The 25,024-nt window shown below is 71.5% G+C and carries 22 protein-coding genes; 11 read left to right on the top strand and 11 right to left on the bottom strand.

Going from position 1 to position 25,024, the window contains the following annotated elements:
• Window positions 1–179 precede the first annotated feature (179 nt).
• Together OG310_RS05005 and OG310_RS05000 are read right to left on the bottom strand one after the other, a co-directional pair.
• The gene (locus tag OG310_RS05005; protein ID WP_443078554.1) at window positions 180–638 is read right to left on the bottom strand and encodes a hypothetical protein; all 459 of its coding nucleotides are present in this window, start codon (window positions 636–638) and stop codon (window positions 180–182) included.
• Complete coding sequence (locus OG310_RS05000; protein WP_329454648.1) at window positions 632–1,093, bottom strand: ATP-binding protein; 462 nt, start codon at window positions 1,091–1,093, stop codon at window positions 632–634. The genes OG310_RS05005 and OG310_RS05000 overlap by 7 nt, the downstream gene beginning before the upstream one ends.
• A 211-nt stretch (window positions 1,094–1,304) precedes the next feature.
• On the opposite strand from OG310_RS05000, the gene OG310_RS04995 reads away from it, so the two are divergent.
• Together OG310_RS04995 and OG310_RS04990 are read left to right on the top strand one after the other, a co-directional pair.
• The gene (locus OG310_RS04995; RefSeq protein ID WP_329454647.1) at window positions 1,305–2,168 is read left to right on the top strand and encodes a helix-turn-helix domain-containing protein; all 864 of its coding nucleotides are present in this window, start codon (window positions 1,305–1,307) and stop codon (window positions 2,166–2,168) included.
• Window positions 2,169–2,405: a DUF397 domain-containing protein gene (locus OG310_RS04990; RefSeq protein WP_329454646.1), complete on the top strand. Its 237-nt coding sequence runs from the start codon at window positions 2,169–2,171 to the stop codon at window positions 2,403–2,405.
• Window positions 2,406–2,556: 151 nt separating this feature from the next.
• On the opposite strand, the gene OG310_RS04985 is transcribed toward OG310_RS04990, so the two are convergent.
• Complete coding sequence (locus tag OG310_RS04985; RefSeq protein WP_329454645.1) at window positions 2,557–3,912, bottom strand: 6-phospho-beta-glucosidase; 1,356 nt, start codon at window positions 3,910–3,912, stop codon at window positions 2,557–2,559.
• A gap of 132 nt (window positions 3,913–4,044) precedes the next feature.
• Between OG310_RS04985 and OG310_RS04980 the strand changes: the two genes are divergently transcribed.
• A complete protein-coding gene (locus OG310_RS04980) occupies window positions 4,045–4,515 on the top strand; it encodes a YchJ family protein (protein WP_329454644.1) in 471 nt (156 codons plus the stop codon).
• A 118-nt stretch (window positions 4,516–4,633) separates the two neighbouring features.
• Here the strand turns inward: OG310_RS04980 and OG310_RS04975 are convergent, their stop codons facing one another.
• Window positions 4,634–6,757, bottom strand: coding sequence for an MDR family MFS transporter (locus OG310_RS04975; RefSeq protein ID WP_443078553.1), 2,124 nt, complete (start codon window positions 6,755–6,757; stop codon window positions 4,634–4,636).
• Window positions 6,758–6,893: 136 nt separating this feature from the next.
• Window positions 6,894–7,955, bottom strand: a complete 1,062-nt coding sequence (locus OG310_RS04970) for an ATP-dependent DNA ligase (protein ID WP_329454643.1) — start codon at window positions 7,953–7,955, stop codon at window positions 6,894–6,896.
• A gap of 75 nt (window positions 7,956–8,030) precedes the next feature.
• Between OG310_RS04970 and ligD the strand changes: the two genes are divergently transcribed.
• Window positions 8,031–9,041 (top strand): non-homologous end-joining DNA ligase, encoded by a 1,011-nt coding sequence (ligD, locus tag OG310_RS04965; protein ID WP_329454642.1) that lies wholly within the window; start codon window positions 8,031–8,033, stop codon window positions 9,039–9,041.
• A gap of 69 nt (window positions 9,042–9,110) precedes the next feature.
• On the opposite strand, the gene OG310_RS04960 is transcribed toward ligD, so the two are convergent.
• Window positions 9,111–11,342: an OmpL47-type beta-barrel domain-containing protein gene (locus OG310_RS04960; RefSeq protein ID WP_329454641.1), complete on the bottom strand. Its 2,232-nt coding sequence runs from the start codon at window positions 11,340–11,342 to the stop codon at window positions 9,111–9,113.
• Window positions 11,343–11,346: 4 nt separating this feature from the next.
• A complete protein-coding gene (locus OG310_RS04955; RefSeq protein ID WP_329454640.1) occupies window positions 11,347–13,827 on the bottom strand; it encodes a ThuA domain-containing protein in 2,481 nt (826 codons plus the stop codon).
• Window positions 13,828–14,029: 202 nt separating this feature from the next.
• On the opposite strand from OG310_RS04955, the gene OG310_RS04950 reads away from it, so the two are divergent.
• Both OG310_RS04950 and OG310_RS04945 read left to right on the top strand, forming a co-directional pair.
• A complete protein-coding gene (locus OG310_RS04950; RefSeq protein ID WP_329460029.1) occupies window positions 14,030–15,115 on the top strand; it encodes a multicopper oxidase domain-containing protein in 1,086 nt (361 codons plus the stop codon).
• Between the two features lie 227 nt (window positions 15,116–15,342).
• The gene (locus OG310_RS04945) at window positions 15,343–15,597 is read left to right on the top strand and encodes a WhiB family transcriptional regulator (protein ID WP_329454639.1); all 255 of its coding nucleotides are present in this window, start codon (window positions 15,343–15,345) and stop codon (window positions 15,595–15,597) included.
• 263 nt (window positions 15,598–15,860) lie between these two features.
• Here the strand turns inward: OG310_RS04945 and OG310_RS04940 are convergent, their stop codons facing one another.
• Together OG310_RS04940 and ddaH are read right to left on the bottom strand one after the other, a co-directional pair.
• Complete coding sequence (locus OG310_RS04940) at window positions 15,861–16,835, bottom strand: acyl-ACP desaturase (RefSeq protein WP_329454638.1); 975 nt, start codon at window positions 16,833–16,835, stop codon at window positions 15,861–15,863.
• Window positions 16,836–17,148: 313 nt separating this feature from the next.
• Window positions 17,149–17,925 carry a dimethylargininase gene (gene ddaH / locus OG310_RS04935; protein WP_329454637.1) on the bottom strand — a complete coding sequence of 259 codons (777 nt, stop codon included), beginning with the start codon at window positions 17,923–17,925 and terminating at the stop codon, window positions 17,149–17,151.
• Window positions 17,926–18,120: 195 nt separating this feature from the next.
• Here ddaH and OG310_RS04930 point away from each other — a divergent pair, with 195 nt between their 5' ends.
• Window positions 18,121–19,287 carry a permease gene (locus tag OG310_RS04930; protein ID WP_329460028.1) on the top strand — a complete coding sequence of 389 codons (1,167 nt, stop codon included), beginning with the start codon at window positions 18,121–18,123 and terminating at the stop codon, window positions 19,285–19,287.
• A gap of 92 nt (window positions 19,288–19,379) precedes the next feature.
• On the opposite strand, the gene OG310_RS04925 is transcribed toward OG310_RS04930, so the two are convergent.
• Together OG310_RS04925 and OG310_RS04920 are read right to left on the bottom strand one after the other, a co-directional pair.
• The gene (locus tag OG310_RS04925; protein ID WP_329454636.1) at window positions 19,380–19,796 is read right to left on the bottom strand and encodes an SsgA family sporulation/cell division regulator; all 417 of its coding nucleotides are present in this window, start codon (window positions 19,794–19,796) and stop codon (window positions 19,380–19,382) included.
• A 304-nt stretch (window positions 19,797–20,100) separates the two neighbouring features.
• Window positions 20,101–20,919, bottom strand: a complete 819-nt coding sequence (locus tag OG310_RS04920) for an oxidoreductase (RefSeq protein ID WP_329454635.1) — start codon at window positions 20,917–20,919, stop codon at window positions 20,101–20,103.
• Between the two features lie 99 nt (window positions 20,920–21,018).
• Here OG310_RS04920 and OG310_RS04915 point away from each other — a divergent pair, with 99 nt between their 5' ends.
• The 4 genes from OG310_RS04915 to OG310_RS04900 all read left to right on the top strand — a co-directional run bounded on the left by OG310_RS04915 (window position 21,019) and on the right by OG310_RS04900 (window position 24,967).
• Window positions 21,019–21,576: a TetR/AcrR family transcriptional regulator gene (locus OG310_RS04915; protein WP_329454634.1), complete on the top strand. Its 558-nt coding sequence runs from the start codon at window positions 21,019–21,021 to the stop codon at window positions 21,574–21,576.
• 129 nt (window positions 21,577–21,705) lie between these two features.
• Entirely contained in the window at window positions 21,706–22,389 is a 684-nt protein-coding gene (locus OG310_RS04910) for an endonuclease V (protein ID WP_329454633.1), read from the top strand.
• A 136-nt stretch (window positions 22,390–22,525) separates the two neighbouring features.
• Window positions 22,526–23,554 carry an LLM class F420-dependent oxidoreductase gene (locus tag OG310_RS04905; protein WP_329454632.1) on the top strand — a complete coding sequence of 343 codons (1,029 nt, stop codon included), beginning with the start codon at window positions 22,526–22,528 and terminating at the stop codon, window positions 23,552–23,554.
• 198 nt (window positions 23,555–23,752) lie between these two features.
• Entirely contained in the window at window positions 23,753–24,967 is a 1,215-nt protein-coding gene (locus OG310_RS04900; RefSeq protein ID WP_329454631.1) for an acetyl-CoA C-acetyltransferase, read from the top strand.
• Window positions 24,968–25,024: the final 57 nt, after the last annotated feature.

The raw sequence follows: 25,024 nt of genomic DNA, 5'->3' as shown, positions 1-25,024 counted from the left end.
CCGCTGTCCCTTGAGGGGCGGTCGCGTCATGGACGCGGCCGCCCTTTCGGCCGTACGGGAGGGCCGCGGCCGCCATGCCGTCGCGAAGGGCCCGGTTCGCGGACGGGCCCACGCCGTGGCTGGAGCGCCCGGTCGCGCGTGCCCCGGGCCCGGCGGGGCGACCGCGTGGACCGCTCGCTCTACGCGCGCGCGCCGCCGCGCGGGACGGGCATCGCGCCGGCGTCGGTCCAGGCCGGGGTCGTCCCCGCGAGCTGGCAGACCATCAGGTAGAAGGGGATCGGCGGGGTGTAGGGCGTACGGTCGTCCGGCCAGTGGATGAGGCGCGGCCGGGCGGCCGGCACGCTGATTCCCGCCACGTACAGGGCCGGAGCGGGCCAGGACAGTTCCAGGTCCGAGCCGGCGGGGACGATCCACCACCACCAGTCGGTGTCGGCGAAGACGCATCCCGTGCGGGGCATCCGCGCCATCAGCCGGAACCCGTGACGGGCGGGTACCCCCACCGCGTCGCAGCCCAGCGAGGCGGGCAGCGTCTCCGGGAGCGGCAGCCGTACCGTGCCGCCGGCGCGCACGGAGCCGTTCTCCCCGAACCGCGACGCCCGGCCGAACCGCGTCAGCGCGGTGCGCGCGCTCCTCAACACGGCTGCTCCGCCCCGAGCGGAAGCTCCGCCCACACGACGCGTCCGGGGCCGTAGCCGGAGGTGTCCTGGGCTCCCCAGCAGGTGCACATGGAGTCCACGAGGAAGAGTCCCCGGCCGCCCTCGTCGGCGCCGCCGCGGTGCAGTTGGGGTCCCGTCGGGCCGTAACCCTGGTCCTCCACGGCTATCCGCAGCCGCTCGGTGTCCACGCGCAGTTCGCAGATGACGTGGTCGCCGGCCGCGTGCACGACCGCGTTGGTGACCAGTTCGGAGACGACGAGCTCCGCCGTGTCGGACACAGCCTTGGACACGCCCCAGCGGAGCAACCGGTCCGTGGTGAGTTTCCTGGCCCGGCTCACGGACTCCGCGCGTGCCGGCAATTCGAAACCGTAGCGGCGGACAACGTTGCCAGAGCACATAGGCGCAAGCCGGGGGGTGACCGCGTTACCAGGTGCCACGACCGATTCCTAACGGTGGGGGAGCGGCTGATCCGCTCTGCGCCTCTCCCGTGGCACAGCTCGACCGCCGCGTGAACTGGTTCACTTCTCCACTGTCCACCTGTCCGCGACACTTGGCAAGTGGCACTCTGGAATTTCCAGAGTGCCGTGTTCTCACTGCCAGAGTCATGGCACACTGCTTGCACATCGTGGCAACGGGGAGGTCCCAGAAGTGAGTGAACCGCGGTCGGCCCCGACCGTGGGTCAGGTCGTGCTCGGCAGGCGTCTGCGAGACCTGCGGGAGCGCTCCGGCCTGAAACGCGAGGAGGCCGCGAAGCTCCTGCGCGTGGCTCCTGCCACGATCCGCCGGATGGAGACGGCTGAGGTCGCGCTCAAGATCCCCTACGTGCAGGTGCTGCTCACCGCCTACGGCGTGGGTCCCGAGGAGGCCGGTGTCTTCACGGGGCTCGTCGAGGAGGCCAACAAACCGGGCTGGTGGCAGCGGTTCCACGACATCCTCCCCGACTGGTTCAGCGTGTATGTCAGTCTGGAAGGGGCCGCGGCGCTGCTGCGCGAGTACGAACCGCACTTCGTGCCGGGCCTCCTCCAGACCGAGGACTACGCACGCGCGGTGATGAAGGCCGGCGCCGTCGGGCGTTCCTCCCCCGAGGAGGCGGAACGGCACGTCGCGCTCCGCATGGCCCGACAGTCCTTGCTCACCAGTGAGAACGCACCGAGATTCTGGGTGGTCATGGACGAGACGGTGCTCCGCCGTCCCGTCGGCGACAGCCCGGAGATCATGCGGGCGCAGATCGACCGCCTCCTGGAGGCGGCGGACCTGCCCCATGTGACCCTGCAGATCGCGGAGTTCGCCAGCGGACACCACCCGGGTACCTACGGGCCGTTCGTGATCTTCCGCTTCGCGGAACCAGAGCTGCCGGACATGGTTTTCAGCGAGTACCTCACCGGCGCCGTCTACCTCGACGCGCGCCTGGAGGTGGCCACTCACCTGGAGGTCATGGACCGGATGGCGGCGCAGGCCGCAACTGCGCAAAGCACGAAGGAGATCCTCAAGGATGTCCGCAAGGAGCTGTGAATGGATCCCATATACAACGGCATGCCGGCTCGCGAGCTCGGCGCCGAGGGCTGGCACAAGCCGTGGAGCGGCGGCAACGGCGGAAACTGCATCGAGGCCATGAAGCTGGCCGACGGCAGAATCGCGATGCGCCAGTCCTCCGACCCTGACGGTCCCGCGCTCATCTACACACCGGCCGAGATCGCCGCCTTCATCCAGGGCGCGAAGTCGGGTCAGGCGGACTTCCTGCTGACCTGACGGCCGCCACACGACCACTACGAAGAGGGCGGGGAACGGGTACGGCGCCGCAGCGTCTTTCAGGTGCGCTGCGGCGCCGCACCCGGCGGCGTCATCACCGCTTGCCCGTCACCGGCCGGCCGGGCCGATCAGCCCGGCCCGGCCCGCCCGGTCAGCCACGCAGGTAACCGAGCCCCGGATGGGCGGCCACATAGCCGTCCACGAGCCGGCGCGCCACGGACACCGAGTCGACCAGGGGGTGCAGGGCGAACGCGGTGACCGCGTCCGCCCGCGCCCCGGTCCGCGCCGCGCGCAGCACCTCGCGCTCCACGGCCTTCACCGCCGTCACCAGGCCCACCGCGTGCAGCGGCAGCGGGTCCGTCGCGAGCGGGCGTGCCCCGTTCGTGTCCACCGCGCACACCACCTCGACCACGGCCTCCGCGTCCAGCACGGACAGGGTGCCCCGGTTGCGCACATTCAGGATCAGCGTGGCCTTCTCGTCGCGCGTGATCGCCCGCATCAGCGCGAGCGCCACCTTCTCGTACCCGCCGGATTCGAGGTCCTCCTCGTCCCGTTCGCCCATACCCGCCGCGTCGCGGTTCGCCGCCATGTACGTCGCCTCGCGCTCCGCGAGGGTGCGGTGCCAGGCCGCCGAGGCCACACCGGGTGGGGGGTCCTCGGCGCCGCCCAACTCCGCGTAGAAACCGGCCTGCTGGTCGTGCAGGAACGCCCCGCGCGTACGTTCGGCGCTCCGGTAGGCCCGCACCGTGTCGCGGTTGAAGTAGTAGTAGTGCAGGTACTCGTTGGGGATCGCGCCCAGCGGGGCGAGCCACTCGGGACCGAACAGGCGGCCCTCCTCGAAGGAACCGAGCAGCGAGGCGTCGCCCAGCAGCCGCGGCAGTTGGTCCCGCCCGTCCACATACAGGCCGCGCAGCCATCCCAGATGGTTCAGCCCCACGTAGTCGGGGCGCGCCGTGGCCGGATCGACGCCCAGCACCCGCGCCACCCGCCGGCCGAGACCGACGGGGGAGTCGCAGATCCCGATGACCCGATCGCCCAGGACGCCCGCCATCGCCTCCGTCACAAGACCCGCCGGATTGGTGAAGTTGATCACCCAGGCGTCCGGTGCGAGCGCCGCGACCCGGCGGGCGATCTCCCGGGCGACCGGCACCGTCCGCAGGCCGTACGCGATGCCGCCCGCGCCCACCGTCTCCTGGCCGAGCACGCCCTCGGCCAGCGCGACCCGCTCGTCGGCCGCCCGGCCCGCCAGGCCGCCCACCCGGATCGCGGAGAACACGAAGTCCGTGCCGCGCAGCGCCTCGTCGAGGTCGGTGGTCACCGTGACCGCGGGCGCGTCCGGCACCCCGGCGGCCTGGTCGGCGAGGACCCGGGCCACGGCCGAGAGCCTCGCCGCCTCCACGTCGTACAGCGTGACCTCGGTGATCCGGCCCTCGCCGCGGTCGCGCAGCAGCGCCCCGTACACCAGCGGCACCCGGAAACCGCCACCACCCAGCATCGTCAGCCTCATACCCGGACCGCCTCCCTCTCGCTCACGTCCACGCGCCGATCATTCCCGAGCCGGCCGCCCGCCGGGACCCCGGGCCCCGGCGAGCCGGTCGCGCGTCGGCCCGCTCGCGCGGATGCGGGGACAATGGGCGCCATGGCCCCACGCTCCCGCCGCCCCGCGCGCGCCCCGCGCCCCGCACCGCCCGCCGTCGGCGCCTCGTCGCCGTGCCCCTGCGATCCGGCCGCCACGTACGCCGCCTGCTGCGGCCGCTTCCACGCCGGTACGGGCGTCCCGGCCACCGCCGAGCTGCTGATGCGCTCGCGCTACAGCGCCTTCGCCGTACGCGACGAGGCGTACCTGCTGCGCACCTGGGCGGCGGGCACCCGGCCGGACCGGCTCGGTCTGGACCCGGCGACGCGGTGGAACGGCCTGACGATCCTGGACACCAAGGACGGCAGCGCCTTCCACACGACCGGCTCGGTCACCTTCCTCGCCCGTTACACGGATCGTGCGAACGATCCGGACGGGGGAGCGCCCGGCGTGCTGCGCGAACGCAGCACGTTCGCGCGGGAGGACGGCCGCTGGGTGTACGTCGACGGCGCCCTTCAGGGGGCCGAGGACTGAGGGTGCCGGGCACGCGGCTGACGGTTGTCGGCCGACGGGCGTCACCGGCCCGGCGCTCTCCCGGAGCCGGCCCGGCGGGCGGCGTCGCCGTCGCGCGGCGTCACGCCGCTGCGGACCCTCAGCCCTCGCGGCCCTCGCCGGACGCGGTGGCGCCGAGGGGCGCCCGGCCGCGCGGACCCGGCCGCTCGTCCGAGAGGTCCTCGGCCAGCGCCCGCTTCGCGATCGCGTCCACGGCGCGCCGCAGTTCGGCCCCGCTCGGCCGGTCCTGGAACTCCGTCAGCCGGTCGCCGAGCCAGCGGGCCCACGCCGAGTTGATGGCGGCGGCCTCCCTGCGGCCCGCCTCGGTCTGTGAGAAGAGCGTGCCCGCCCGGGTCAGGTACCCCTCGCCGACCATCCGGTCGAACACCGGCACAAGCACCTCGGGCGGCATGTTCTTGCGGGTGGCGATCAGCCCGAGGCTCGCGTGCCCGACCATCCGGGTCAGCAGGTCCACCTGCATCACCGCCCAGGCCCCCGCGATGTCGAGCCGGGTGTCGGAGGCCCGCACGATGGTGCGGGCCGTGTCGGGGCTCGCGCCGCGCAGGATGGTGCCGACGGACCGTTCGAGCAGCGTCTCCGAGTCGCCCGAACAGGGCGAGGCGAATCCCTCACCCATGTCGGTCGAGGTGGCCCGCGCGGAGTCGCGCAGCGTGACCTGCTTGAGGAACAGCGACACGACGAAGCCGACCAGGGCGACCGGCACCGTCCACAGGAAGACCGTGTGGAGCGTGTCCGTGTACGCCTGGATCAGGGGCGCGGACTGGGCGGGGTCGAGCCGGTGCAGACCTTCGGGGCTGCGGGCAGCCTTCGCCACGGCCGCGGGCCCCGCGCCGCCCGCCCGCACGGCCCGGGGGACGGCATCGCGCAGACGGGGGGTGAGCGCGCTGGTGTAGATCGTGCCGAAGACGGCGGTGCCGAAGGAACTGCCGAGCGTACGGAAGAACGTGACGCCCGACGTGGCGGTGCCCAGGTCCGTGTAGTCCACCGTGTTCTGTACGGCGATGGTCAGGACCTGCATTGTCAGCCCGATGCCGAGGCCCAGCACGAACATCGCGCCGGACTCCTTCCAGACCCCCGAGCCGGGCCCGATCCGCGAGAGCAGGAACAGCCCCACGGCGGTCACGGCCGTGCCCACGACGGGGAAGAGACGGTAGCGCCCGGTCCTGCTGACGACATTGCCGCTGAAGATCGATCCGATCAGCAGGCCGATCACCATCGGCAGCGTCCGTACACCGGAGAGGGTGGCCGAGTCGCCGTCCACGTACTGGAGGTAGGTCGGCAGAAACGTCAACGCGCCGAGCATCGCGAAGCCGACGATGAAGCTGAGGATCGAGCACACCGAGAAGACCGGGTTGCGGAACAGCCGCGTCGGCAGCATGGGTTGCGCGGCCCGTGTCTCCACGAGGCAGAACAGCGCGAGCGCGACGACACCGCCGGCGAACAGGGCGACGATCACCGGCGACCCCCAGGCGTACTGGCTGCCGCCCCAGCTGGTGCCGAGGATCAGCGCGCTCGCGCCGGCCGCGACCAGCGCGATACCGAGGTAGTCGATGACCGGCCGGGCCGCCGAGCGGACGGACGGGATCGTCCGGGCCGCCGCGACGACCACGACGACCGCGATCGGCACGTTCACGTAGAACGCCCAGCGCCACGTCAGATGGTCGGTGAACACCCCGCCGAGCAGCGGCCCGATGACGGTCGCCAGGCCGAACACGGCTCCCAGCGCACCCTGGTACTTGCCCCGTTCGCGCAGCGGGATGACGTCGGCGATCAGGGCCATGGCGGTCACCAGCAGGCCGCCCGCGCCGACCCCCTGGAGGGCGCGCCAGAGGATCAGCAGTGTGATGTCGGTCGCGAGGCCGCACAGGAACGAGCCCGTGATGAAGACGATCGCCGACAGCTGGAAGATCAGCTTGCGTCCGAACAGGTCACCGAACTTGCCGACGAGCGCGGTGGAGACGGTTTCGGCGAGCAGGTACGCGGTGACCACCCAGGACATGTGCTCGGCGCCACCGAGGTCGGCGACGATCGTGGGCAGCGCGGTGCCCACGATGGTCTGGTCGAGCGCCGCGAGCAGGATGCCGAGGACGATCGTCGCGAAGACGACGTTCCGCCGCCGGCCGCTGAGCACGGGTGGCGTCGGCGCGGGTGGCGGTGCCGGCGAGTCCGCGGGCCCGGGGCGTTGCTCGCTGACAGTGCTCACCTGTGCACGCTCACACCGCGCTTGACCGGGCGCATGCGGGCACGGCCGGACGGGGGTACCGGCCGCGCACCGCGCTCGGGGGCCGTGCGCACCCCCCGGCGGGAAGCCCGCGCCCGGCCGGTCCCCCCGGCGCCGCTCAGGCGCCGCCCAGGACCCGGCCCAGGTCGTAGCCGACCGGTTCCACCAGCTGGCCGTACGTGCACGAGGCCGCCTCCCGGTCCGGCCGCCACCTGCGCCACTGCGCCGTGTGACGAAACCGCGTGCCCTCCATGTGGTCGTACGCCACCTCGCAGACCCGTGACGGCGTGAGCGGCACCCAGGACAGGTCCTTCTTGCCGCTCCAGCGCGACGGCGCCCCCGGCAGCCGGGCACCCTCGTGCGCCGACGCCTCGGCCCAGGCGGCCCACGGGTGGTCCGCCGCCTCGACGCGCAGCGGAGCCAGCTCCTCCATCAGCTCCGCACGGCGCTTCATCGGGAACGCCGCGCACACGCCCACGTGCTGCAGCGTGCCCGCCTCGTCGTACAGGCCCAGCAGCAGTGACCCCACGACGGGACCGCTCTTGTGCGGCCGGTAGCCCGCCACCACCACATCCGCGGTCCGCTCGTGCTTGATCTTGTACATGGCGCGGGTGTCCGGCCGGTACGGCAGATCCAGCGGCTTGGCCACCACCCCGTCGAGACCCGCCCCCTCGAACCGGTCGAACCACTCGGCCGCCACCTGCTGGTCGGTCGTCGCGGGCGCCACGTACACGGGCGGCCGCACGCCCACCAGCGCCGCCTCCAGCGCCTCGCGGCGCAGCGCCTGCCCCATGCCCATCAGGGCCGCGTCGCCCTTCGCGAGCAGGTCGAACGCGATGAAACTGGCGGGCGTGCGCTCCGCGAGCATCGCGACGCGGGACTGCGCGGGGTGGATGCGCTCGGTGAGCCGGTCGAAGTCGAGCCGCCCGTCGTGCACGATCACGATCTCGCCGTCCAGCACGCACCGCTCGGGCAGCTCGGCCGTGAGCGCCGCCACCAGCTCGGGGAAGTACCGGGTCAGGGGCTTGCCGTTCCTGCTGCCGATCACGACCTCGTCTCCGTCGCGGTGCACGATCGCGCGGAAGCCGTCCCACTTCGCCTCGTACTGCATCCCGGGCGGGATCTGCTTCACGGACTTCGCGAGCATCGGCAGCAGCGGCGGCATCACGGGCAGGTCCATGCGTCCGATTCTCACCGCGGCGGGCCGGGACCGCCCGGCGTGCGGCCGGTGCGCGGCGCGCCTACCGTGGCGCACATGACAGCGGCGGTGGAGCTGGAGGCGGGCGGCAGGGCGGTACGGCTGTCGAGCCCGGACAAGGTGTACTTCCCGGAGCGCGGCTTCACCAAGCTGGACGTCGCCCGCTACTACCTCGCCGTCGGCGACGGCATCGTCCGGGCGCTGCGCGAGAGGCCCACCACGATGGAACGGTTCCCCGAGGGCGTCACCGGCGAGTCGTTCTTTCAAAAGCGCGCGCCGAAGAACCTGCCCGAGTGGATCCCCACCGCCCGTATCTCCTTCCCCAGCGGCCGGTACGCCGACGAGGTGTGCCCCACCGAGATCGCCGCGGTGGTGTGGGCCGCGAACCTCGGGTGTCTGACCTTCCACCCCTGGCCGGTACGGCGCGAGGACACCGACCACCCCGACGAGCTGCGCATCGACCTCGACCCGCAGCCGGGCACCGGCTTCGCGGACGCCGTCACCGCGGCCCACGAACTGCGCGCGGTCCTCTCGGAGCACGGGCTGCGCGGCTGGCCCAAGACCTCCGGCGGGCGGGGCCTGCACGTCTTCGTCCCGATCGCGCCGCACTGGACCTTCGCCCAGGTGCGCCGGTGTGCGATCGCCGTCGGCCGGGAGCTGGAGCGCCGGATGCCGGAGCAGGTCACCACGGCCTGGTGGAAGGAGGAGCGCGGAGCCAAGATCTTCGTGGACTACAACCAGACCGCCCGCGACCGCACCATCGCCTCCGCCTACTCCGTACGTCCCAAGGCGCACGCGCCGGTCTCCGCGCCGCTGCGCTGGGAGGAGATCGACGACGTGGCCCCCCGCGACTTCGACATCGCGACCATGCCCGTGCGCTACGCCGAACTCGGTGATGTGCACGCCGACATGGTGGAGCACGCGTTCTCCCTGGAGAGCCTGCTCGACCTCGCCGCCCGGGACGAACGCGAGCACGGCCTCGGCGACCTGCCCTACCCGCCGGACCATCCGAAGGCGCCCGGCGAGCCCCCGCGCGTCCAGCCGAGCCGGGCCCGCCACACGTCCTGAGCGGGCACCACGGCGCAGGCCCCCTCCCGACCGGGAGAGGGCCTGCGCGGTGTGCGGGACGCTGACCTGTTACTTCAGTTCCTTGATCCGTACGTTCCGGTAGGAGACCAGATCGTTCGTGCTGTGGTTCTGCAGTCCGATGTAGCCGGACGCGTTGCGCCTGCCGTCGGTGCCGGGGTCACCGGACCGCGGCGGGTCGAAGACCTGGCCGGCGTTGTTGTCGAACTCGTTGATCAGGACACCGTTGCGGAACATCGCGAAGTGCTGGTCCTTGACCCGGATCTCGTAGTCGTTCCAGGTGCCCTTGGTTGTGGGGTGGGCGCCCGCGAGGCCCACCCGGTCGAAGCCGTAGACCGAGCCGGTCTTGTACATGTCCCCGCTCGGGCTGTCGAAGATCTGGATCTCGTGGCCGTAGTTGACGGCCACCCAGGCGGGACGCGACTCCAGCGGGAAGTCGTGCGGGTTCGGGAAGCGGATGAAGACACCGCCGTTGGCGTTCGCGGTTCCCGGGGCATCGTCGCGGAACTGGAGCTTCAGCGAGAAGTTCTCGTACTGACGCGCCGGGTACCACATCATGCCGAGGTCACCACCGACCTTCGGGTCGACGGTCATCATGCCGTCCGCCAGATCCATCTGGCCGCCGCCCACGTGCTCCCACCTGTCGAAGGACGCCTGGGTGCCGTCGAAGATCGTCTTGTAGCCGGTGGTCTGTCCCGGCAGACCGATCTTCGACTGCTTGGCGGCCTTCGCGATCTTCTTCTGCTCGCGCTGGTCGATGACGTTCTGGCCGACGAGCGTGGCCAGCACGCCGTCCACGTGCTTGAGGAAGAGGGCCTGCGAGGTCCACTCCCGCTCGTCCTCGATCAGTTCGTTGATCGTGCAGCGGTTGGGCGTGAGCCGGTTCGGCACGCCCGTGTCGACCGTGCCGACGATCACCGTCAGCCGTTCGTCGTGCTCGGCGCACGGCGGGGGCGGCACCCCGCCGCTCTCGGCGACCGTGAACGCGGCACTCGCCGCGGCGGACGTGTTGCCCGCCTTGTCGCTCGCGCGGTAGGCGAGCGTGTGGGCGCCGACCCGGTCCACGATGACCGGCGCCGTGTACGCGAGGTAGGGGCCACCGTCGAGGGCGTACTCCCGCGACGCGACACCCGACTCGGCGTCCTCGGCGGTCAGCGTCACCGTGGCGCTGCTGATGAACGCGCCGTACGAGTTCTTGCTGCCCGTGATCGCCGCGGCGACGGTCGGCGCGGTGGTGTCCTTCGCCGGCGGCGTGACGACGGTGAAGTCGACGGACTTCTCGGCGGCCGCGTTGCCGGCCTTGTCGGTGGCCCGGTAGCGGACGACGGCCGCGCCCACCGTGTCCACCGCGACCGGCTGGGTGTAGGCCTGCCAGGCGCCGTCCGCGCCCAGCGCGTACTCGATGGTGTTGACGCCGGAGCCGGTGTCGGACGCCGTCACGGTGACCGTGGCGGTACCGACGTAGTTCCCGTCCGCGTCCTTCTCACCGCTGACGGTCGCCGAGGTCTCCGGCGCCGTGGTGTCGTCGCTCGACGGAGCCACGACGGTGAAGTCGACGGACTTCTCGGCCGCCGCGTTGCCGGCCTTGTCGGTGGCCCGGTAGCGGACGCTTGCCGCGCCCACCTGGTCCACCACGACCGGGTCGGTGTACGGCTGCCACGCGCCGTCCGCGCCCACCGCGTACTCGATGCTGCCGATACCCGAGCCGCCCTCCTCGTCGGCGGCCGTGACGCTGACCGTCGCCGAGCCGACGTAGGCGCCGTCGGCGTTCTTCTGGCCCTCGACCTTCGCCGAGATGGTGGGCGCCGTGGTGTCCGCACCGCCGCCCCCGGCCGTCACGGTGAGCGTGCCGCTCATCATGATGTGGCCGGGCATCGAGCAGAAGTAGTGGTACGTGCCCGGCGTCAGCGTGACCTCGACGCTGTGCCTGCCGCCCGCCGCGTCGGCCGGGTTGGCGAGGATGTTGACCTGCGCGTCGTGGTTGTACTTCGGGTCCGACGTGTCGAAGGTCAGGGTGTGCGGGAGACCGGTGGTGTTGCCGGTCGCCGCGCTGTTCTCGAAGACGATGGTCGTCGCTCCGGCCACCGCCGTCGTGGGGGCGCTCGCGTAGTGCTCGATCGAGTCGCCCGCCGTCCAGTTCAGGGTCTGTCCGGCTGCCGGGGCCGCGAGCAGCCCGCGCCCGTACGCCGCCGTCGATGTCAGCCCGAGCACCAGCAGGAACGCCCCGACCAGCGACGCCCACAGGCGCAGCGGGCGGAGGTGTTTCGCGCTTCTCGTTCTCACCGCCTCACGCTCCCTTCTTGACCAGGTCCTTGGCGGCCGGGGTCGGCGCGCCGCCGGTGTACGTCACGCGCCACAGCGCGGACTCGGAGTCGGAGTTGAAGAAGCCGCGCCCGTAGTCGAGGACGTACAGCGAGCCGTCCGGGGCGAACTTCCAGTCCATCAGGTTGCGGATACCGCCGTTGCCCACCGGAATGATCTTCCGCAGCGAGTCCGCGTGGATCGGCAGCCCGCCCTCACCCTGGTTGTCGGGGTTCATGGTGACGGCGTGCCGCGGGTTGGTCGCGTCGTAGAAGTCCGCGACGAACCACTTCCCGTCCCAGTACTGCGGCCACTTGACGCTGCTCTTGAGCGTCGGGTCGAACCGGTAGACCGGTCCGTCCATGGTCGCCTGGCCACCGCCCTTGAGCCACGGCAGCTGGTAGGTCGCCTTGCTCGGGTCGTAGTTCGGCACGCCGTTCGCGTCACGCGGGTAGTCCGGCGCCCCGCCCTGCGGCGAGTACCAGATGTTGTTCGCCTCGGCCGGCGGGATGTTGACCAGCCCGTCGTTGTTGGGCGACTCGTTCTTCAGGTGGTCGCAGTCGTACCAGCCGAGCGGCTTGCTCGGGTCCGGCAGGTTGCGGTCCCGGTAGGGCTGCTTGTCGCCCATGCAGTACGGCCAGCCGCGGTTGCTCGCGTGGGTGATCACCGCGAACGTGTCGTACTTCGCCGGACCCCAGGTGGTGGAAGGCGCGCCCGCGTCGGGACCGACCCAGCCGACGTAGAGGATGTCGGTCTTCTTGTCGATCGACAGCCGCGCCGGGTTGCGCACGCCCATCGCGTAGATCTCGCCGCGGGTCTTGCCGCCGCCCTCGGCGCTCTCCTTGCCCGTGAACAGGTTGCCCGCGGGCAGCGTGTACGTGCCGTCGCCCTCGGGGTGGATCCGCAGGATCTTCCCGTTGAGGTTGTTGGTGTTGCCGGCCGTACGGCGCGCGTCCGCGAAGGAGACGCCCTTGTAGTTCGGCTCCGGGTTGTTGCCCGAGTAACCGTCGCTGTAGAGCGAGGAGTTGTTGTCACCGACGCCGACGTACAGGTTGCCCTTCGAGTCGAAGGCCATCCCGCCGCCCACGTGGCAGCAGCTGTGGATCTGCATCGGCCACTGGAGCAGCACCTTCTCCGACGACATGTCGAGCTTGTCCGTCGTCAGGTTCATGGTGAAGCGGGAGATGCGCCGCTTGCCCATCTGGGTGTCGCGGTCGATCTCCGAGTGCGGGGCCCAGTAGACGTAGACCCAGCCGTTGCTGGCGTAGTTCGGGTCGAGCGTGATGCCGACGAGGCCTTCCTCGGTCTTGTTCAGCTCGTCGCCGCCGCCCCGGTTGCCGAAGACGGTGAAGGCGCCGGCGACGCTCGCCTTCTTCGTCTTCGGGTCCCAGACGTATACCCGTCCGGTGCCCTTGCCGACGTCCGGGTCGTTCCAGTCGGTGACGACCGGGTCGGTGGCCGTGCCGCCGCCGCGCCCGATGTAGAGGATCTTCCCGTCCGGGGCGATCGTCAGGCCGTGCGGCTCGCCGATCTGGTCCTGCTGGCCCGGCTGGTTGGGGGCGGTGATCCGCTGCGCCGTGTAGTTGGCGTCGATCGTCGCCTTGCAGTCGGCGCGCGAGATGCGCGACGTCCACTCCAGGGCGCCGCGCAGATGCGCGCGGAAGTCGGCCTCGGCGAAGGAGGCGACCGTACCGCCCATGCCGGTGTAGAAGGACCGGCCGCCGTCGTAGTCACGGCACCAGGAGACCGGGTGGTCCGCCGTGCCCGCCGCGCCCTGGCCCGGCTTGTACGTGCTCTCCCGGACGCTGGCGACGGTGTGCACCGTGCCCGTGGGGTTGGTGGCCCAGTTGAACCAGTTGTCCGCTCGTTTCCATTCGAGCGGGAGGTTCTTGGTGGCCGGATGGATACGGTCGCCGACCTCGACGGTCGCCCGCTGGACGTCCGTCGGGCTGGTCGCCGCGGGCCTGGCGCCGATCAGTCCGGTGTACCAGTCCGAGTACGGCTCGGTCTTGGCGGCGTCGTGGATGCCGACGAAGCCGCCGCCGGCCTCGACGTACGATTCGAGCCCCGCCTCCTGGTCGGGGTCGAGCACGTCGCCGGGGCTGGTCAGGAAGACCACCGCGTTGTAGGTGCCGAGTTTCTTCGCGTTCGTGAAGACGGCCCCGTCGGCGGTGGCCGTGGTCGTGAACCGCTTCGCGGCCGGCCCGGTCTGTCCGATGGTCTCGACGGCCTCGATCCCGGCGTCCACGGTCGGGGACTCCTCGCCCGTGGAGCCGTAGTAGACCAGCACCTTGACCTTCGAGCCGCCGGGCGGCGACGGGAGCGCAAGGGCCGCGGCCCCTGCTTCGGGAGCCGGCTGCGCCGACGCGGCCGCCGTACCCAGCAACGACGCCGCCAGGGCGCCCGTGGCCAGACCGACGGTGAGTCTGCTCCGCGTTCTTGACCGGTGATGTGGTGCACGCTGCATGTGTTCACCCACCCCTCTTTGGTCACTGCAACAGCCCTGGAACGTAGACCCCTTTCGGCGGCAGGCCAATAGGTACGGCTGAAATCCCACCAACTTTGTCCTGAGTGTGGATAAACGAGCGGCGCTGCTCTACCGTATGGCCGTCCCCGGGGTCTGTTTCGCCCCGCAACTTCCGTCCCGCACTGGGGAGTTCGGTATGGCCATGGACAGAAGGAGCTTCAACAGGCGGTTGCTCGCGGGCGGCGCCGCCGTCGCGGGGGTCACCGCCGTGGGCGTGGCGTCGGCTCCCGTCGCGACCTCGGCGACCACCGCCGCTCCGGCCGCCACGGCGCCGGCCGGCGGGCGGGTCACCCACATCACGCTGTTCGCGGAGAAGCTCGCCGACGGGCAGTTGGGCTACGGCCTGGAGCGCGGCAAGGCCACCGTGCCGGGACCGCTGATCGAGATGGTCGAGGGCGACACGCTGTACATCGACTTCGAGAACACCCTGGACGTGGACGTCAGCCTGCACGCGCACGGCGTCGACTACGACGTCGCGAGCGACGGCACCCGCCTGAACAACAGCGAGGTACCGCCCGGCGGGAAGCGCACGTACACCTGGCGCACGCACGCTCCGGCGAAGCGCGCGGACGGCACCTTCCAGCCCGGCAGCGCCGGTTACTGGCACTACCACGACCACGTCGTCGGCACCGATCACGGCACCGGAGGCATCAAGGCGGGGCTCTTCGGCGCGCTGGTCGTGCGCAGGAAGGGCGACCCGCTGCCGGACAAGACGTTCACCGTCGTCTTCAACGACATGCAGATCAACAACCTGACCATGGGCCCCGACCTCAAGGCCACGGTGGGGGACCGGGTCGAGTTCGTGTCGATCACGCACGGCGAGTTCTACCACACGTTCCACATCCACGGTCACCGCTGGGCGGACAACAGGACCGGCCTGATCACGGACCCCGGCGACACCAGCCCGATCATCGACACCAAGATCGTCGGCCCGGCGAACTCCTTCGGCTTCCAGGTGATCGCGGGCGAACACGTCGGCGCCGGCGCCTGGATGTACCACTGCCACGTGCAGAGCCACTCCGACCTGGGGATGGCCGGGCTCTTCCTCGTGTACAAGCCGGACGGCACCATCCCGTCGTACGAGGCGATGCACCATCCGGCCGGGGCAGAGGCCGAGAAGTCCGCGAAGACGGCTCACGACGCCGCGAAGGCGATGGGCGCCATGCCCGGGATGGACATGAGCGCCGGCTCCATGGACATGAAGGACATGCCGGGGATGCGGCACTGAGGAAGCCGCCCCGGCGCGTCGCGTCGCGGCGCCTGTACTTCGCTGCCCGTGGCTGGGACGCTACGGGCAGCTGGACGCTACGGGCAGCGCCGGGAACGGGGCCCAGCGGCGATCGGCGGTGAGCGCGCGCCGGTCCGGAAGGCCGCAGGAGTGGCGGCGCCGAAGGATCGCGCCGGGTTGATCGTTCATCAAGCGGACGTTTATCGCCGTACGGCAGCCTGACCGTCATGCCGATCAACATCACCACCGGTACCGCCGACTCGCCGCTCGCCTGGCAGGAAAGCGCATTGTGCGCGCAGACCGGACCCGAGTTCTTCTTCCCCGCGCCGGGTTCCTCGACCCGCGAGGCCAAGCAGCTCTGCGGCGCCTGCCCGGAGCGCGCGGCATGCCTCGACTACGCGCTGGAACACGACGAACGCTTCGGCGTCTGGGGCGGGCTCTCCGAGCGCGAACGGCTGAACCTGCGGCGCAACCGCCACTGAGGCGGGGTTCACGCGCTCGTCGCGGGGGCCCCGCCCCGGCTCCGTTCCCGGGGCGGGGAACGGAACCAGGACGTTGCCGGGACGCCGAGTGAGGGCCGGACACGCCGTGAGTGCGCTACGCGATACGAGGACCCTGCCCCGTGGCGGGCCCGCCCCCTAGGTGACACGCACCGCGAGGCGGCGTGCACCGCGAGGTGACACGCACCGCGAGGCCGCATGCGCCCCGAGGTGACACGCGCCTTCAGGGCTGTGCGCGGTGAGGGTTACGCGCGCCCGCGCGCGGCCATCCGCACCTTCCGGGCCGCGAGCTTCTCGTCGAACTTCGCGGCTTCCCCGTCCAGGCCGTTCATGAACAGGCCCAGTTCTTCCTGCGCCTGGAGCCCCACGGGCCCCAGCCCGTCGATGTCCATGACCTTCAGGTAGCGCAGCACGGGCTGCAGCACGTCGTCGTGGTGGATGCGCAGGTTGTAGACCTCGCCGACCGCCATCGCGACGGCGGCGCGCTCGAAGCCGGGCATACCGTGCCCCGGCATCCGGAAGTCCACGACGACGTCGCGCACGGCGGCCATCGTCGCGTCCGGCGCGAGTTCGAACGCCGCTCCGAGGAGGTTGCGGTAGAAGACCATGTGGAGGTTCTCGTCGGTGGAGATCCTGGCCAGCATGCGGTCGCAGACCGGGTCGCCCGACTGGTGGCCGGTGTTGCGGTGCGAGACGCGGGTGGCGAGTTCCTGGAAGGCGACGTACGCGACGGAGTGCAGCATCGAGTGGCGGTTGTCGGACTCGTAGCCCTCCGACATGTGCGCCATCCGGAACCGCTCCAGCTCATCCGGATCGACGGCGCGCGACGCGAGGAGGTAGTCCCGCATCACGATGCCGTGCCGGCCCTCCTCGGCCGTCCAGCGGTGCACCCAGGTGCCCCAGGCGCCGTCGCGGCCGAACATCGACGCGATCTCAAGGTGGTAGCTCGGCAGGTTGTCCTCGGTCAGGAGGTTGACGACGAGCGCCGTCCTGCCGAGGGAGGTCACCTTGGACTGGTCCGGGCTCCACGGGTCGCCGTCCTCGAAGAAGCCGGGGAAGTTGCGGCCGTCACTCCAGGGCACGTACTCGTGGGGCATCCAGTCCTTGGCCACCTTCAGGTGGCGGTTGAGCTCCTTCTCCACCACTTCCTCCAGCGCGTACAGCAGCCGGGCGTCTGTCCACGCGTCCGTACTGCCGAGGTGGGGAGAGGTGAGGGTCACGGGTGCTCCTGGGGACGGGAAACTACCTACGGGTTCGTAGGTTACGAAACCGTAGGTTAAAGATCGGGTAAGACTGTCGTAGGAACCACGGGGTGTCCGAGGCTTCCGATCCACTTCGTCTACCCGTGCCGGGCCGGGTCATGCGTGCTGTTTCTGCACAAGCGGTCGTGCGTAATCCGGCTGACCTGAAGCTCATCGCCGCAGGTCAGCATCGGCCCGGCGGGCGATGAGGGCCCGGGACCGCGAACAGGGGTCGGCGAAGCGGGGTACCAGGACGGGGCCCGGCCACCGCCGCCGCCGGGCCCCGCCGGAATCACACGTACAGGTCACGCAGACGGACGGAGAGACAGGTCACACACCCTTCGAGTTTCTCGAACTCGCCGATCTCCACCGGTACCGGCTCGTAGCCGAGCCCGGCCAGCAGTTCGGCGGTCTTCGGCGCGCTCGCCGCCATCAGCAGCCTGCCGCCACCGAGCAGCACCACGTGCGCGCCCGACGGCTCCGGCACCGGCAGGAAGCGTGGGAAGAGCGTCGGCACGTCCACAAGAGGCGGATAGCCGAGGACCGTCCCGTCCGGCAGTGCCGTCACCGCGGACTTCAGGTGCAGCACACTGCTGACGGGTACGGCGACCACCCGCGCCCCGAGCGGCTCGAACGCCGCGCGCAGTTGGGCGACCCCCGCGGCGTTGGTCCGGCCGCCCCGGCCCACGTAGAGCGTGTCGCCGACCTTCAGCACATCCCCGCCGTCCAGTGTGCCCGGCTCCCACACCCAGTTGACCGAGCAGCCGAGCCGCGCGAGTTCCTCCTCCACGGCGGCCGTCTCGGGCCGCCGCGAGGCGGCGCCCGGCCTGGTGATCAGCGCGACGTTGCGGAACATCACCACGGTGTCCTCGACGAAGACGCCGTCCGGGCAGTCGTCCGCCGGGGCCACCTCGACGGTCTCCCATCCCTGGCCCTTCAGGGTGTTGACGTAGTCCTCCCACTGCCGCAGTGCGAGCACGGCGTCCACGCCGGTCCGTTCCAGATGGGTCACGAGGCCCTCGTCGAGACGCGAACTCGGCTGACGGATCAGGGCTTTCCTGCTGGGCACGGGCGGGTCTCCAGGTCCTGGCGGGGTTCCGGTCGCGCCCCATCATCGCCTGCCGGGCGCCCCGGCCGAACGGCGGCCGTCCGCCCCGCCCCGGACGGGTGGTCACGGCCGCCCCGGCCGGCGCCCGCCTCGCGGGGCGCTGTGACGTGTCGGTGGCGCCCGTGCGGTACCCGGAGCGGGAAGGCTTCGGGAATGATCCACGCCGTAGTGCACGCACTGTCGATCGCCGCCTCCATGACCTGGGAGATCACCTGGGCGCTGATCCTCGGCTTCGCCCTGTCCGCCGTGGTGCAGGCCGTCGTCCGCAAGTCGACCGTGATCTCCCTGCTGGGGGACGACCGTCCCCGGACCCTGGCCGTCGCGGCCGGGCTCGGAGCGGCGTCCTCCTCGTGCTCCTACGCGGCGGTGGCACTGGCCCGCTCGCTGTTTCGCAAGGGCGCGCACTTCACCGCGGCGATGGCCTTCGAGATCGCCTCCACCAATCTCGTCGTCGAACTCGGGGTGATCCTGGCCCTGCTGATGGGCTGGCAGTTCACCGCGGCGGAGTTCGTCGGCGGGCCCGTCATGATCGTCGTTCTGGCCGTGCTGTTCCGGCTGTTCCTGCGCGACCCGCTCCTGAGCCGGGCACGCGAGCAGGCCCGACGCCAGGTGGCCGGGGCGATGGAGGGCCACGCGGCGATGGACATGTCGGTACGGCGTACGGGGTCCTTCGCCCGGCGCCTGCTGTCGGAGGAGGGGTTCACCTCCACGAGTCACGTCTTCGTGATGGAGTGGGCGGCGATCCTGAGGGACCTGGTGATCGGCCTGCTGATCGCGGGTGCCATCGCGGCCTGGGTGCCCGACGCGTTCTGGAGCGCGCTCTTCTTCGACGGCCACCCGTTGGCGGCCAGACTCTGGGGCCCGCTCATCGGCCCGCTGGTCGCCGTGGCCTCGTTCGTGTGCTCGATCGGGAACGTGCCGCTCGCCGTCGTGCTGTGGAAAGGGGGCATCAGCTTCGGAGGCGTGGTCGCGTTCATCTTCGCCGACCTGCTGATCCTGCCGATCCTGAACATCTACCGGAAGTACTACGGCGCCAGGACCGCCCTCTTCCTGTTCGGGACCTTCTATGCCGCGGCGGTCATCGCCGGCTACGCCGTGGAGTTCGCCTTCGGCGGTCTCGGGCTCATCCCCGACCAGGCCGACGCCAGGATCCCGACGGAGGGCTTTTCGTGGAACTACACGGCGTTCCTCAACTTCGCCTTCCTTCTCCTGGCGGGCGTGGTCCTCGTCCGGTTCTTCCGCACCGGCGGCCTGCGGATGCTCCGCATGATGGGCGGCGCCCCGAACGGCCGGGAGCACGGTGGGCACGGCGGCCACGGCTGACGTCCCGGCGCCGGCCACCCGCGCGCCGGGAGGCTTCGTGCCAGGGCCTGCCCATCTCCCGCCGGCCGGCGGGAGATGGGCAGGCCCTGCCGTCAGTACACGTCGCGCAGCAGCTCGGCGAGCGCCTCGTCCAGGTCGAGGTAGAGGTGTTCGTGTCCCTCGGGCACCAGGAACCGGGAGCGGTCGAGGAACCTGCGCAGGTCCGACGAGCGCAGGTGGACCATCGCCGTCCCCTCCGGAGCGTGGAACTCCAGGACCGTCCGCCCGTAGCCGAACGGCCGGACCCGTACGTCGCCCTCGCCCGCCGGCTGCGACATCCCCGCGGTGAGCAGCTCGCGCGAGAACTCCCAGACGACCTCCGTGCCCTCCAGGGTGGCGAGCGGCGGGAAGGCCATACGGACGGTGAACGGGTCGGTTCTGTCGTAGACCAGGGTCGCGGGCACGGTCTCCAGGCTCGGGGACGAGGCGACGACGCGCGCCTGCACGGCCTGTTCGATCACAGGTGACATGGCTGCTCCCCTTCGGCGGCGTCGATCTGGGCGACACGTTGATGGATCGGTTATCTGTTCAGACGTCGGAACGATGCATTCCGTGCACCGAACCGAGGCGTGAGTTGTGTCACCGTACGCACGTACGCCCCATCAAGGCCTCATCAACGCCCGGAAGCGACGTATCGGACGCGCCGGCCCGGTCCGCGTGGCCCGAGCGTCCGCGAGCGTGCCGCGTGATCCGGCACAAGGACGGGACCGGTGCGTCCGTTCCCGATCGCTGATCGCCTCAACGTGCCGAACGGCACGAGAACTTCCGGACCGGCTACACCGTCGGAATACTGCCGCCGTCGACGACGTACTGGCTGCCGGTGAGGAACGCCGCGCGGTCGGAGGCGAGAAACGCGACGACCTCGGCGACGTCGACGGGCCTGCCGGGGCGCCCGAGCGGGATGCCGACCCGGTCGATCAGCTGCCGGCGGGCCGTATCGGCGTCCTGTCCGCTGTCGGCGGTGAGCCGGTCCAGCCGCCGGGTGACGGCCGGGGTCTCGATGAGCCCGGGGACGACGGTGTTCACCCTGATCCCGTGCTGGCCGACCTCGTTGGCCAGGCCCTTGCTGTAGACGGTCGTCGCGGCCTTCGCCGCCGCGTACGGGAGCGACGCGGCACCGGGCAGGCGCGCCTGCCCCGACGTGACATGGATGATGACCCATCGCTTCCGCGCGATCATCCCCGGCAGCAGGGCCCGGTCCAGGCGGACCGCCGACATCAGGTTGGTGTCGAGGTCGCGGTACCAGTCGTCGTCGGTCGCCTCACGTGCCCCGCCGGGGAGGTACGTCTGGCTGCCGGCGTTGTTGATCAGGACGTCGATTCCGCCGAGCGAGCGTGTCACTTGCGCGGCGAGGGCGGCGGCCCCGTCGGCGGTGGCGATGTCGGCGGCGAAGAACCTGCCGGCGGGCGGTTCGTCGACCGGCGTGCGGGCCGCGACGACGACGTCGGCCCCGGCCTCGGCGAACCGGACCGCGACCGCCGCGCCGATCCCCTGCGTGCCGCCGGTGACCAGGACCCGGACACCGGCGAACTCGCCGTCCGGAGCGGCGGCGGATATCGCCGTGGTGGTGGATGTCCCTGTGGTGGAGGTCATGGGACGTGGCTCCTTCGTCGGACGGTGCCGCCCCCCGGGAACCGGCGGCCGGTTAGGATGGGCCTCACCCTACAATAAAAACGAGAGGTCGCTCTTTTTATGCCCAAGGTCACCCAGGAGCACCGCGACGCCCGGCGCCGGCAGATCCTGGCCGCCGCTCGCGAGGTCTTCGCGGACAAGGGCTTCGCCCAGGCCTCCACCGGGGAGATCGTCGCCGCCAGCGGACTGTCCACCGGAGCCGTCTACAGCTACTTCCCCAGCAAGAACGACCTGGTGGTGGCTGTCTGCGAGGGCGTCGTGGACCACGTCATCGATCTGGCCGGCATCCGTGACGCCGCCGAACTGCTGGCCCGGATCCGCGCCCGCCACGCGGGTCACGCCCGGCTGATGGCGCAGGTGTGGGCCGAGGCCGCCGTCTCGCCCGGCCTCGCCGCCCGGATCCGGGGACAACTGGCCAAGGACCAGGAGACGGTCGCCGGGCTCATCCGCGAGGACCGCCGCGCACGCGGCCTGCCCGCCTCGCCGGACCCCGCCGGTGTGGCCGGCGCGCTGCTCGCGCTGCTCACGGGATATGCGCAGCGCCTGGCCATCGGCCAGGACATCGACACCCCCGCTTTCCGCCAGGCTCTGCAGAGCCTGCTCGGCGACGCGAACTGAAAGCACGGGTCCGGGCGGACGGCGTCCGTTTCGGCCGCGGGTGACCACGGCCCGTGGCCGCCTGCGGCCGGCCCTTTGGCGCCCGGCGCGTCAGGAGTGACTCCGCGGCCACGCCCTAGGGTGGCCGTCATGATGATCACGGGGACACCGGCGGACGCGGCCGAGGCGTACGCCGTCCAGGACGCCCTGCGCCGCAGCCTGGTGCTGGACGAGGCCGGTCCTGTGCCGGGCACGGGCCGGGTGACCGGCGTGGACGTCGCCTACGACGACGAGCGTGACGTGGTCGCCGCGGCGGCGGTCGTACTGGACGCGGCGACGCTGACCGTCGTTGAGGAGGCCACCGCCGTGGGCAGGGTGTCCTTCCCGTACGTGCCGGGGCTGCTCGCGTTCCGCGAGGTCCCGACCGTGCTCGCCGCGCTCGCCCGGCTCGAAGGTGATCCGGGGCTGCTCGTGTGCGACGGCTACGGCCTCGCGCACCCCCGCAGGTTCGGGCTCGCCTGCCACCTCGGGGTGGTGACCGGGTTCCCGTCGATCGGCGTCGCCAAGACGCCGTTCCTCCTCCGTCCCGAGCCGCCCGGCCTCGAACGCGGCGCCTGGTCACCGCTGATCGCGCCGGAGGGCGACGAGGTCGGCCGGGCCCTGCGGACCAGAAAGGGCGTCAGGCCCGTCTTCGTGTCGGTCGGCCACCGGGTCGGCCTGGCCAACGCCTGCGCCCACACCCTGCGGCTGGCCCCGGCCTACCGGTTGCCGGAGACGACGCGCAGGGCCGACGCGCTCTGCCGTCGCGCGCTGCGCGAGGCGACGTCGGGCTGAGGCTTGTGCGAGGGCCCGCCCCGTTCCTAACATCGTGAGTGTTACACCAGTTGTGTCAGAGTCGGCCACGGCCCGGCGCGGTGCGGGTGCGCTGTGCCACGGTGTGGGGGACCGGACGGCAGGAAGGTGCCCTCACATGGAGATCTCGCTCCAACTGGACTACGCGGGCGACGCACGAGCGGCGTGCGACGCGGCGGTGGCGATGGAGGCCGCCGGCCTCGACGCCATCTGGGTCGCCGAGGCCTGGGGCTTCGACTCCGCGACGATCATGGGCTACCTCGCCGCCCGCACGGAGCGACTGGCGATCGGCTCCGCCATTCTCAACGTCTACTCGCGCACGCCCGCGCTGATCGCGCAGACGGCGGCCGGCCTCGACGCGGTCTCCGGCGGGCGCGCCCTCCTCGGTCTCGGCGCGTCCGGGCCGCAGGTGGTGGAGGGCTGGCACGGCATGCCGTACGACAAACCGCTTGCCCGTACCCGTGAGACGGTCGAGATCTGCCGCCGCGTCTGGCGGCGCGAGGTCGTCGAGCACCACGGTCTCTTCGACATGCCGCTGCCGCCGGAGAAGGGCGGCAGGCACGGCAAGCCGCTCAAGCTGCTGACCCGGCCCCTCCGTTCGGACATCCCGGTCTTCCTCGCCGCCCTCGGCCCGGCCAACGTGGCGATGACGGCGGAGATCGCCGACGGCTGGCTGCCGCACCTCTTCCTGCCGGAGAAGGCGCACCGCGTCTGGGGCGAGCCACTGGCCCGGGGCACCGCGAAGCGCGACCCCGCCCTCGGCCCGCTCCGTACGGTGGCCGGCGGCATCCTCGCCATCGGCGACGACGCGGCCCGCTTCCGGGACAAGGCCCGGCCCCAGATCGCCCTGTACGTCGGCGGAATGGGCGCGCGCGGCAAGAACTTCTACAACGATCTCGCGGTCGCCTACGGCTACGAGAAGGAGGCGGCCGAGATCCAGGACCTCTACCTGGCGGGCCGGCTCCGGGACGCCGCCGCCGCGGTGCCTGAGGAGTTCTGCGAGCAGGTGACGCTCTGCGGTCCCGAAGGATATGTACGGGAGCGTGTCGAGGCGTTCCGCGAGGCCGGCGTGACGATGCTCAATGTCGCCCCCACCGGCTCGGATCCGGTGCGCCTGGTGGAGACCGTCAAGAACTGGCTGACGTGAGAGACGGACATGCGTTGAGCCCGTAGCACCCGCGACATCCGCACATCGGGCTCGTGTTCAGCCGGCCGCGCGCCGGCCCCCGCGCCGATCTCCGGAACCCGGGCTCTCCCCGGGCCTCCCCGGCTCCCCGGGCGCCGGCCACGCGAGTCACCAGGCCCGGGACCCCCGGGGACCTCCTTCGAACGAAAGGCATCCGCCGTGAGCACCGAAGCGTACGTGTACGACGCCGTCCGCACCCCGCGCGGGCGGGGCAAGGCGAACGGCGCCCTGCACGGCACCAAGCCCATCGACCTCGTGGTGGGCCTCATCCAGGAGACCCGCCGCCGCTTCCCCGGTCTGGACCCGGCCGCGATCGACGACATCGTCCTCGGCGTGGTCAGCCCGATCGGGGACCAGGGCTCCGACATCGCGCGTATCGCGGCGCTCGCGGCGGGCCTGCCCGACACCGTCGCCGGCGTCCAGGAGAACCGCTTCTGCGCCTCCGGGCTCGAAGCGGTCAACCTCGCCGCGGCCAAGGTCCGTTCCGGCTGGGAGGACCTGGTGCTCGCGGGCGGCGTCGAGTCCATGTCCCGGGTGCCGATGGGGTCGGACGGCGGGGCGTGGGCCATGGACCCCATGACCAACTACGAGGTGGGCTTCGCGCCGCAGGGCATCGGCGCCGACCTGATCGCGACCCTCGGCGGCTACACCCGCCGCGCGGTGGACGAGTTCGCCGCGCTCTCCCAGGAGCGTGCCGCCGCGGCCTGGAAGGAAGGCAGGTTCGACCGGTCCGTCGTGCCCGTACGCGACCGCAGCGGACTGACCGTCCTCGACCACGACGAGCACCTGCGGCCCGGCACCACCGCGGACACCCTCGCGGGCCTCAAGCCGTCCTTCGCGCAGATCGGCGAGGCCGGCGGGTTCGACGCCGTGGCACTGCAGAAGTACCACTGGGTGGAGCGCATCGATCACGTCCACCACGCGGGCAACTCGTCCGGCATCGTGGACGGCGCCGCGCTCGTGGCCGTCGGCTCGCGCGAGATCGGCGAGCGGTACGGACTGACGCCGCGGGCCCGGATCGTCTCCGCCGCCGTCACCGGCTCCGAACCGACCATCATGCTCACCGGCCCGGCGCCCGCGAGCCGCAAGGCCCTCGCGAAGGCGGGCCTGACGATCGGGGACATCGACCTGGTCGAGATCAACGAGGCGTTCGCGGCGGTCGTGCTGCGCTTCGTTGACGAGATGGGCCTGAGCCTCGACAAGGTCAACGTCAACGGCGGCGCGATCGCCCTGGGACACCCGCTCGGTGCCACGGGAGCGATGATCCTCGGCACGCTCGTGGACGAACTGGAGCGGCAGGACAAGCGGTACGGGCTCGCCACGCTGTGCATCGGCGGCGGTATGGGCGTCGCGACCGTGGTCGAACGCGTCTGAGCGCGCGACCGCCGTAACGGCCCGTGCGTCACGACGCCGTCCGTACGGCCCCACTCG

This window comes from Streptomyces sp. NBC_01497 (genome assembly GCF_036250695.1).
Lineage (GTDB): Bacteria > Actinomycetota > Actinomycetes > Streptomycetales > Streptomycetaceae > Streptomyces.
This window is presented reverse-complemented; position numbering and strand designations above follow the sequence as displayed.

Bases quoted from the DNA above. Each gene is read 5' to 3' on its own strand.
- OG310_RS04980 (WP_329454644.1), top strand. From the start codon at position 4,045: ATGGCCCCACGCTCCCGCCGCCCCGCGCGCGCCCCGCGCCCCGCACCG.
- OG310_RS04970 (WP_329454643.1), bottom strand. From the start codon at position 7,955: ATGGACCTGCCCGTGATGCCGCCGCTGCTGCCGATGCTCGCGAAGTCC.
- OG310_RS04905 (WP_329454632.1), top strand. From the start codon at position 22,526: ATGGAGATCTCGCTCCAACTGGACTACGCGGGCGACGCACGAGCGGCG.
- OG310_RS04910 (WP_329454633.1), top strand. From the start codon at position 21,706: ATGATGATCACGGGGACACCGGCGGACGCGGCCGAGGCGTACGCCGTC.
- OG310_RS04950 (WP_329460029.1), top strand. From the start codon at position 14,030: ATGGACAGAAGGAGCTTCAACAGGCGGTTGCTCGCGGGCGGCGCCGCC.
- ligD (WP_329454642.1), top strand. From the start codon at position 8,031: ATGACAGCGGCGGTGGAGCTGGAGGCGGGCGGCAGGGCGGTACGGCTG.
- OG310_RS04920 (WP_329454635.1), bottom strand. From the start codon at position 20,919: ATGACCTCCACCACAGGGACATCCACCACCACGGCGATATCCGCCGCC.
- OG310_RS04945 (WP_329454639.1), top strand. From the start codon at position 15,343: ATGCCGATCAACATCACCACCGGTACCGCCGACTCGCCGCTCGCCTGG.
- OG310_RS04915 (WP_329454634.1), top strand. From the start codon at position 21,019: ATGCCCAAGGTCACCCAGGAGCACCGCGACGCCCGGCGCCGGCAGATC.
- OG310_RS04925 (WP_329454636.1), bottom strand. From the start codon at position 19,796: ATGTCACCTGTGATCGAACAGGCCGTGCAGGCGCGCGTCGTCGCCTCG.
- OG310_RS04985 (WP_329454645.1), bottom strand. From the start codon at position 3,912: ATGAGGCTGACGATGCTGGGTGGTGGCGGTTTCCGGGTGCCGCTGGTG.
- OG310_RS04990 (WP_329454646.1), top strand. From the start codon at position 2,169: ATGGATCCCATATACAACGGCATGCCGGCTCGCGAGCTCGGCGCCGAG.
- OG310_RS04955 (WP_329454640.1), bottom strand. From the start codon at position 13,827: ATGCAGCGTGCACCACATCACCGGTCAAGAACGCGGAGCAGACTCACC.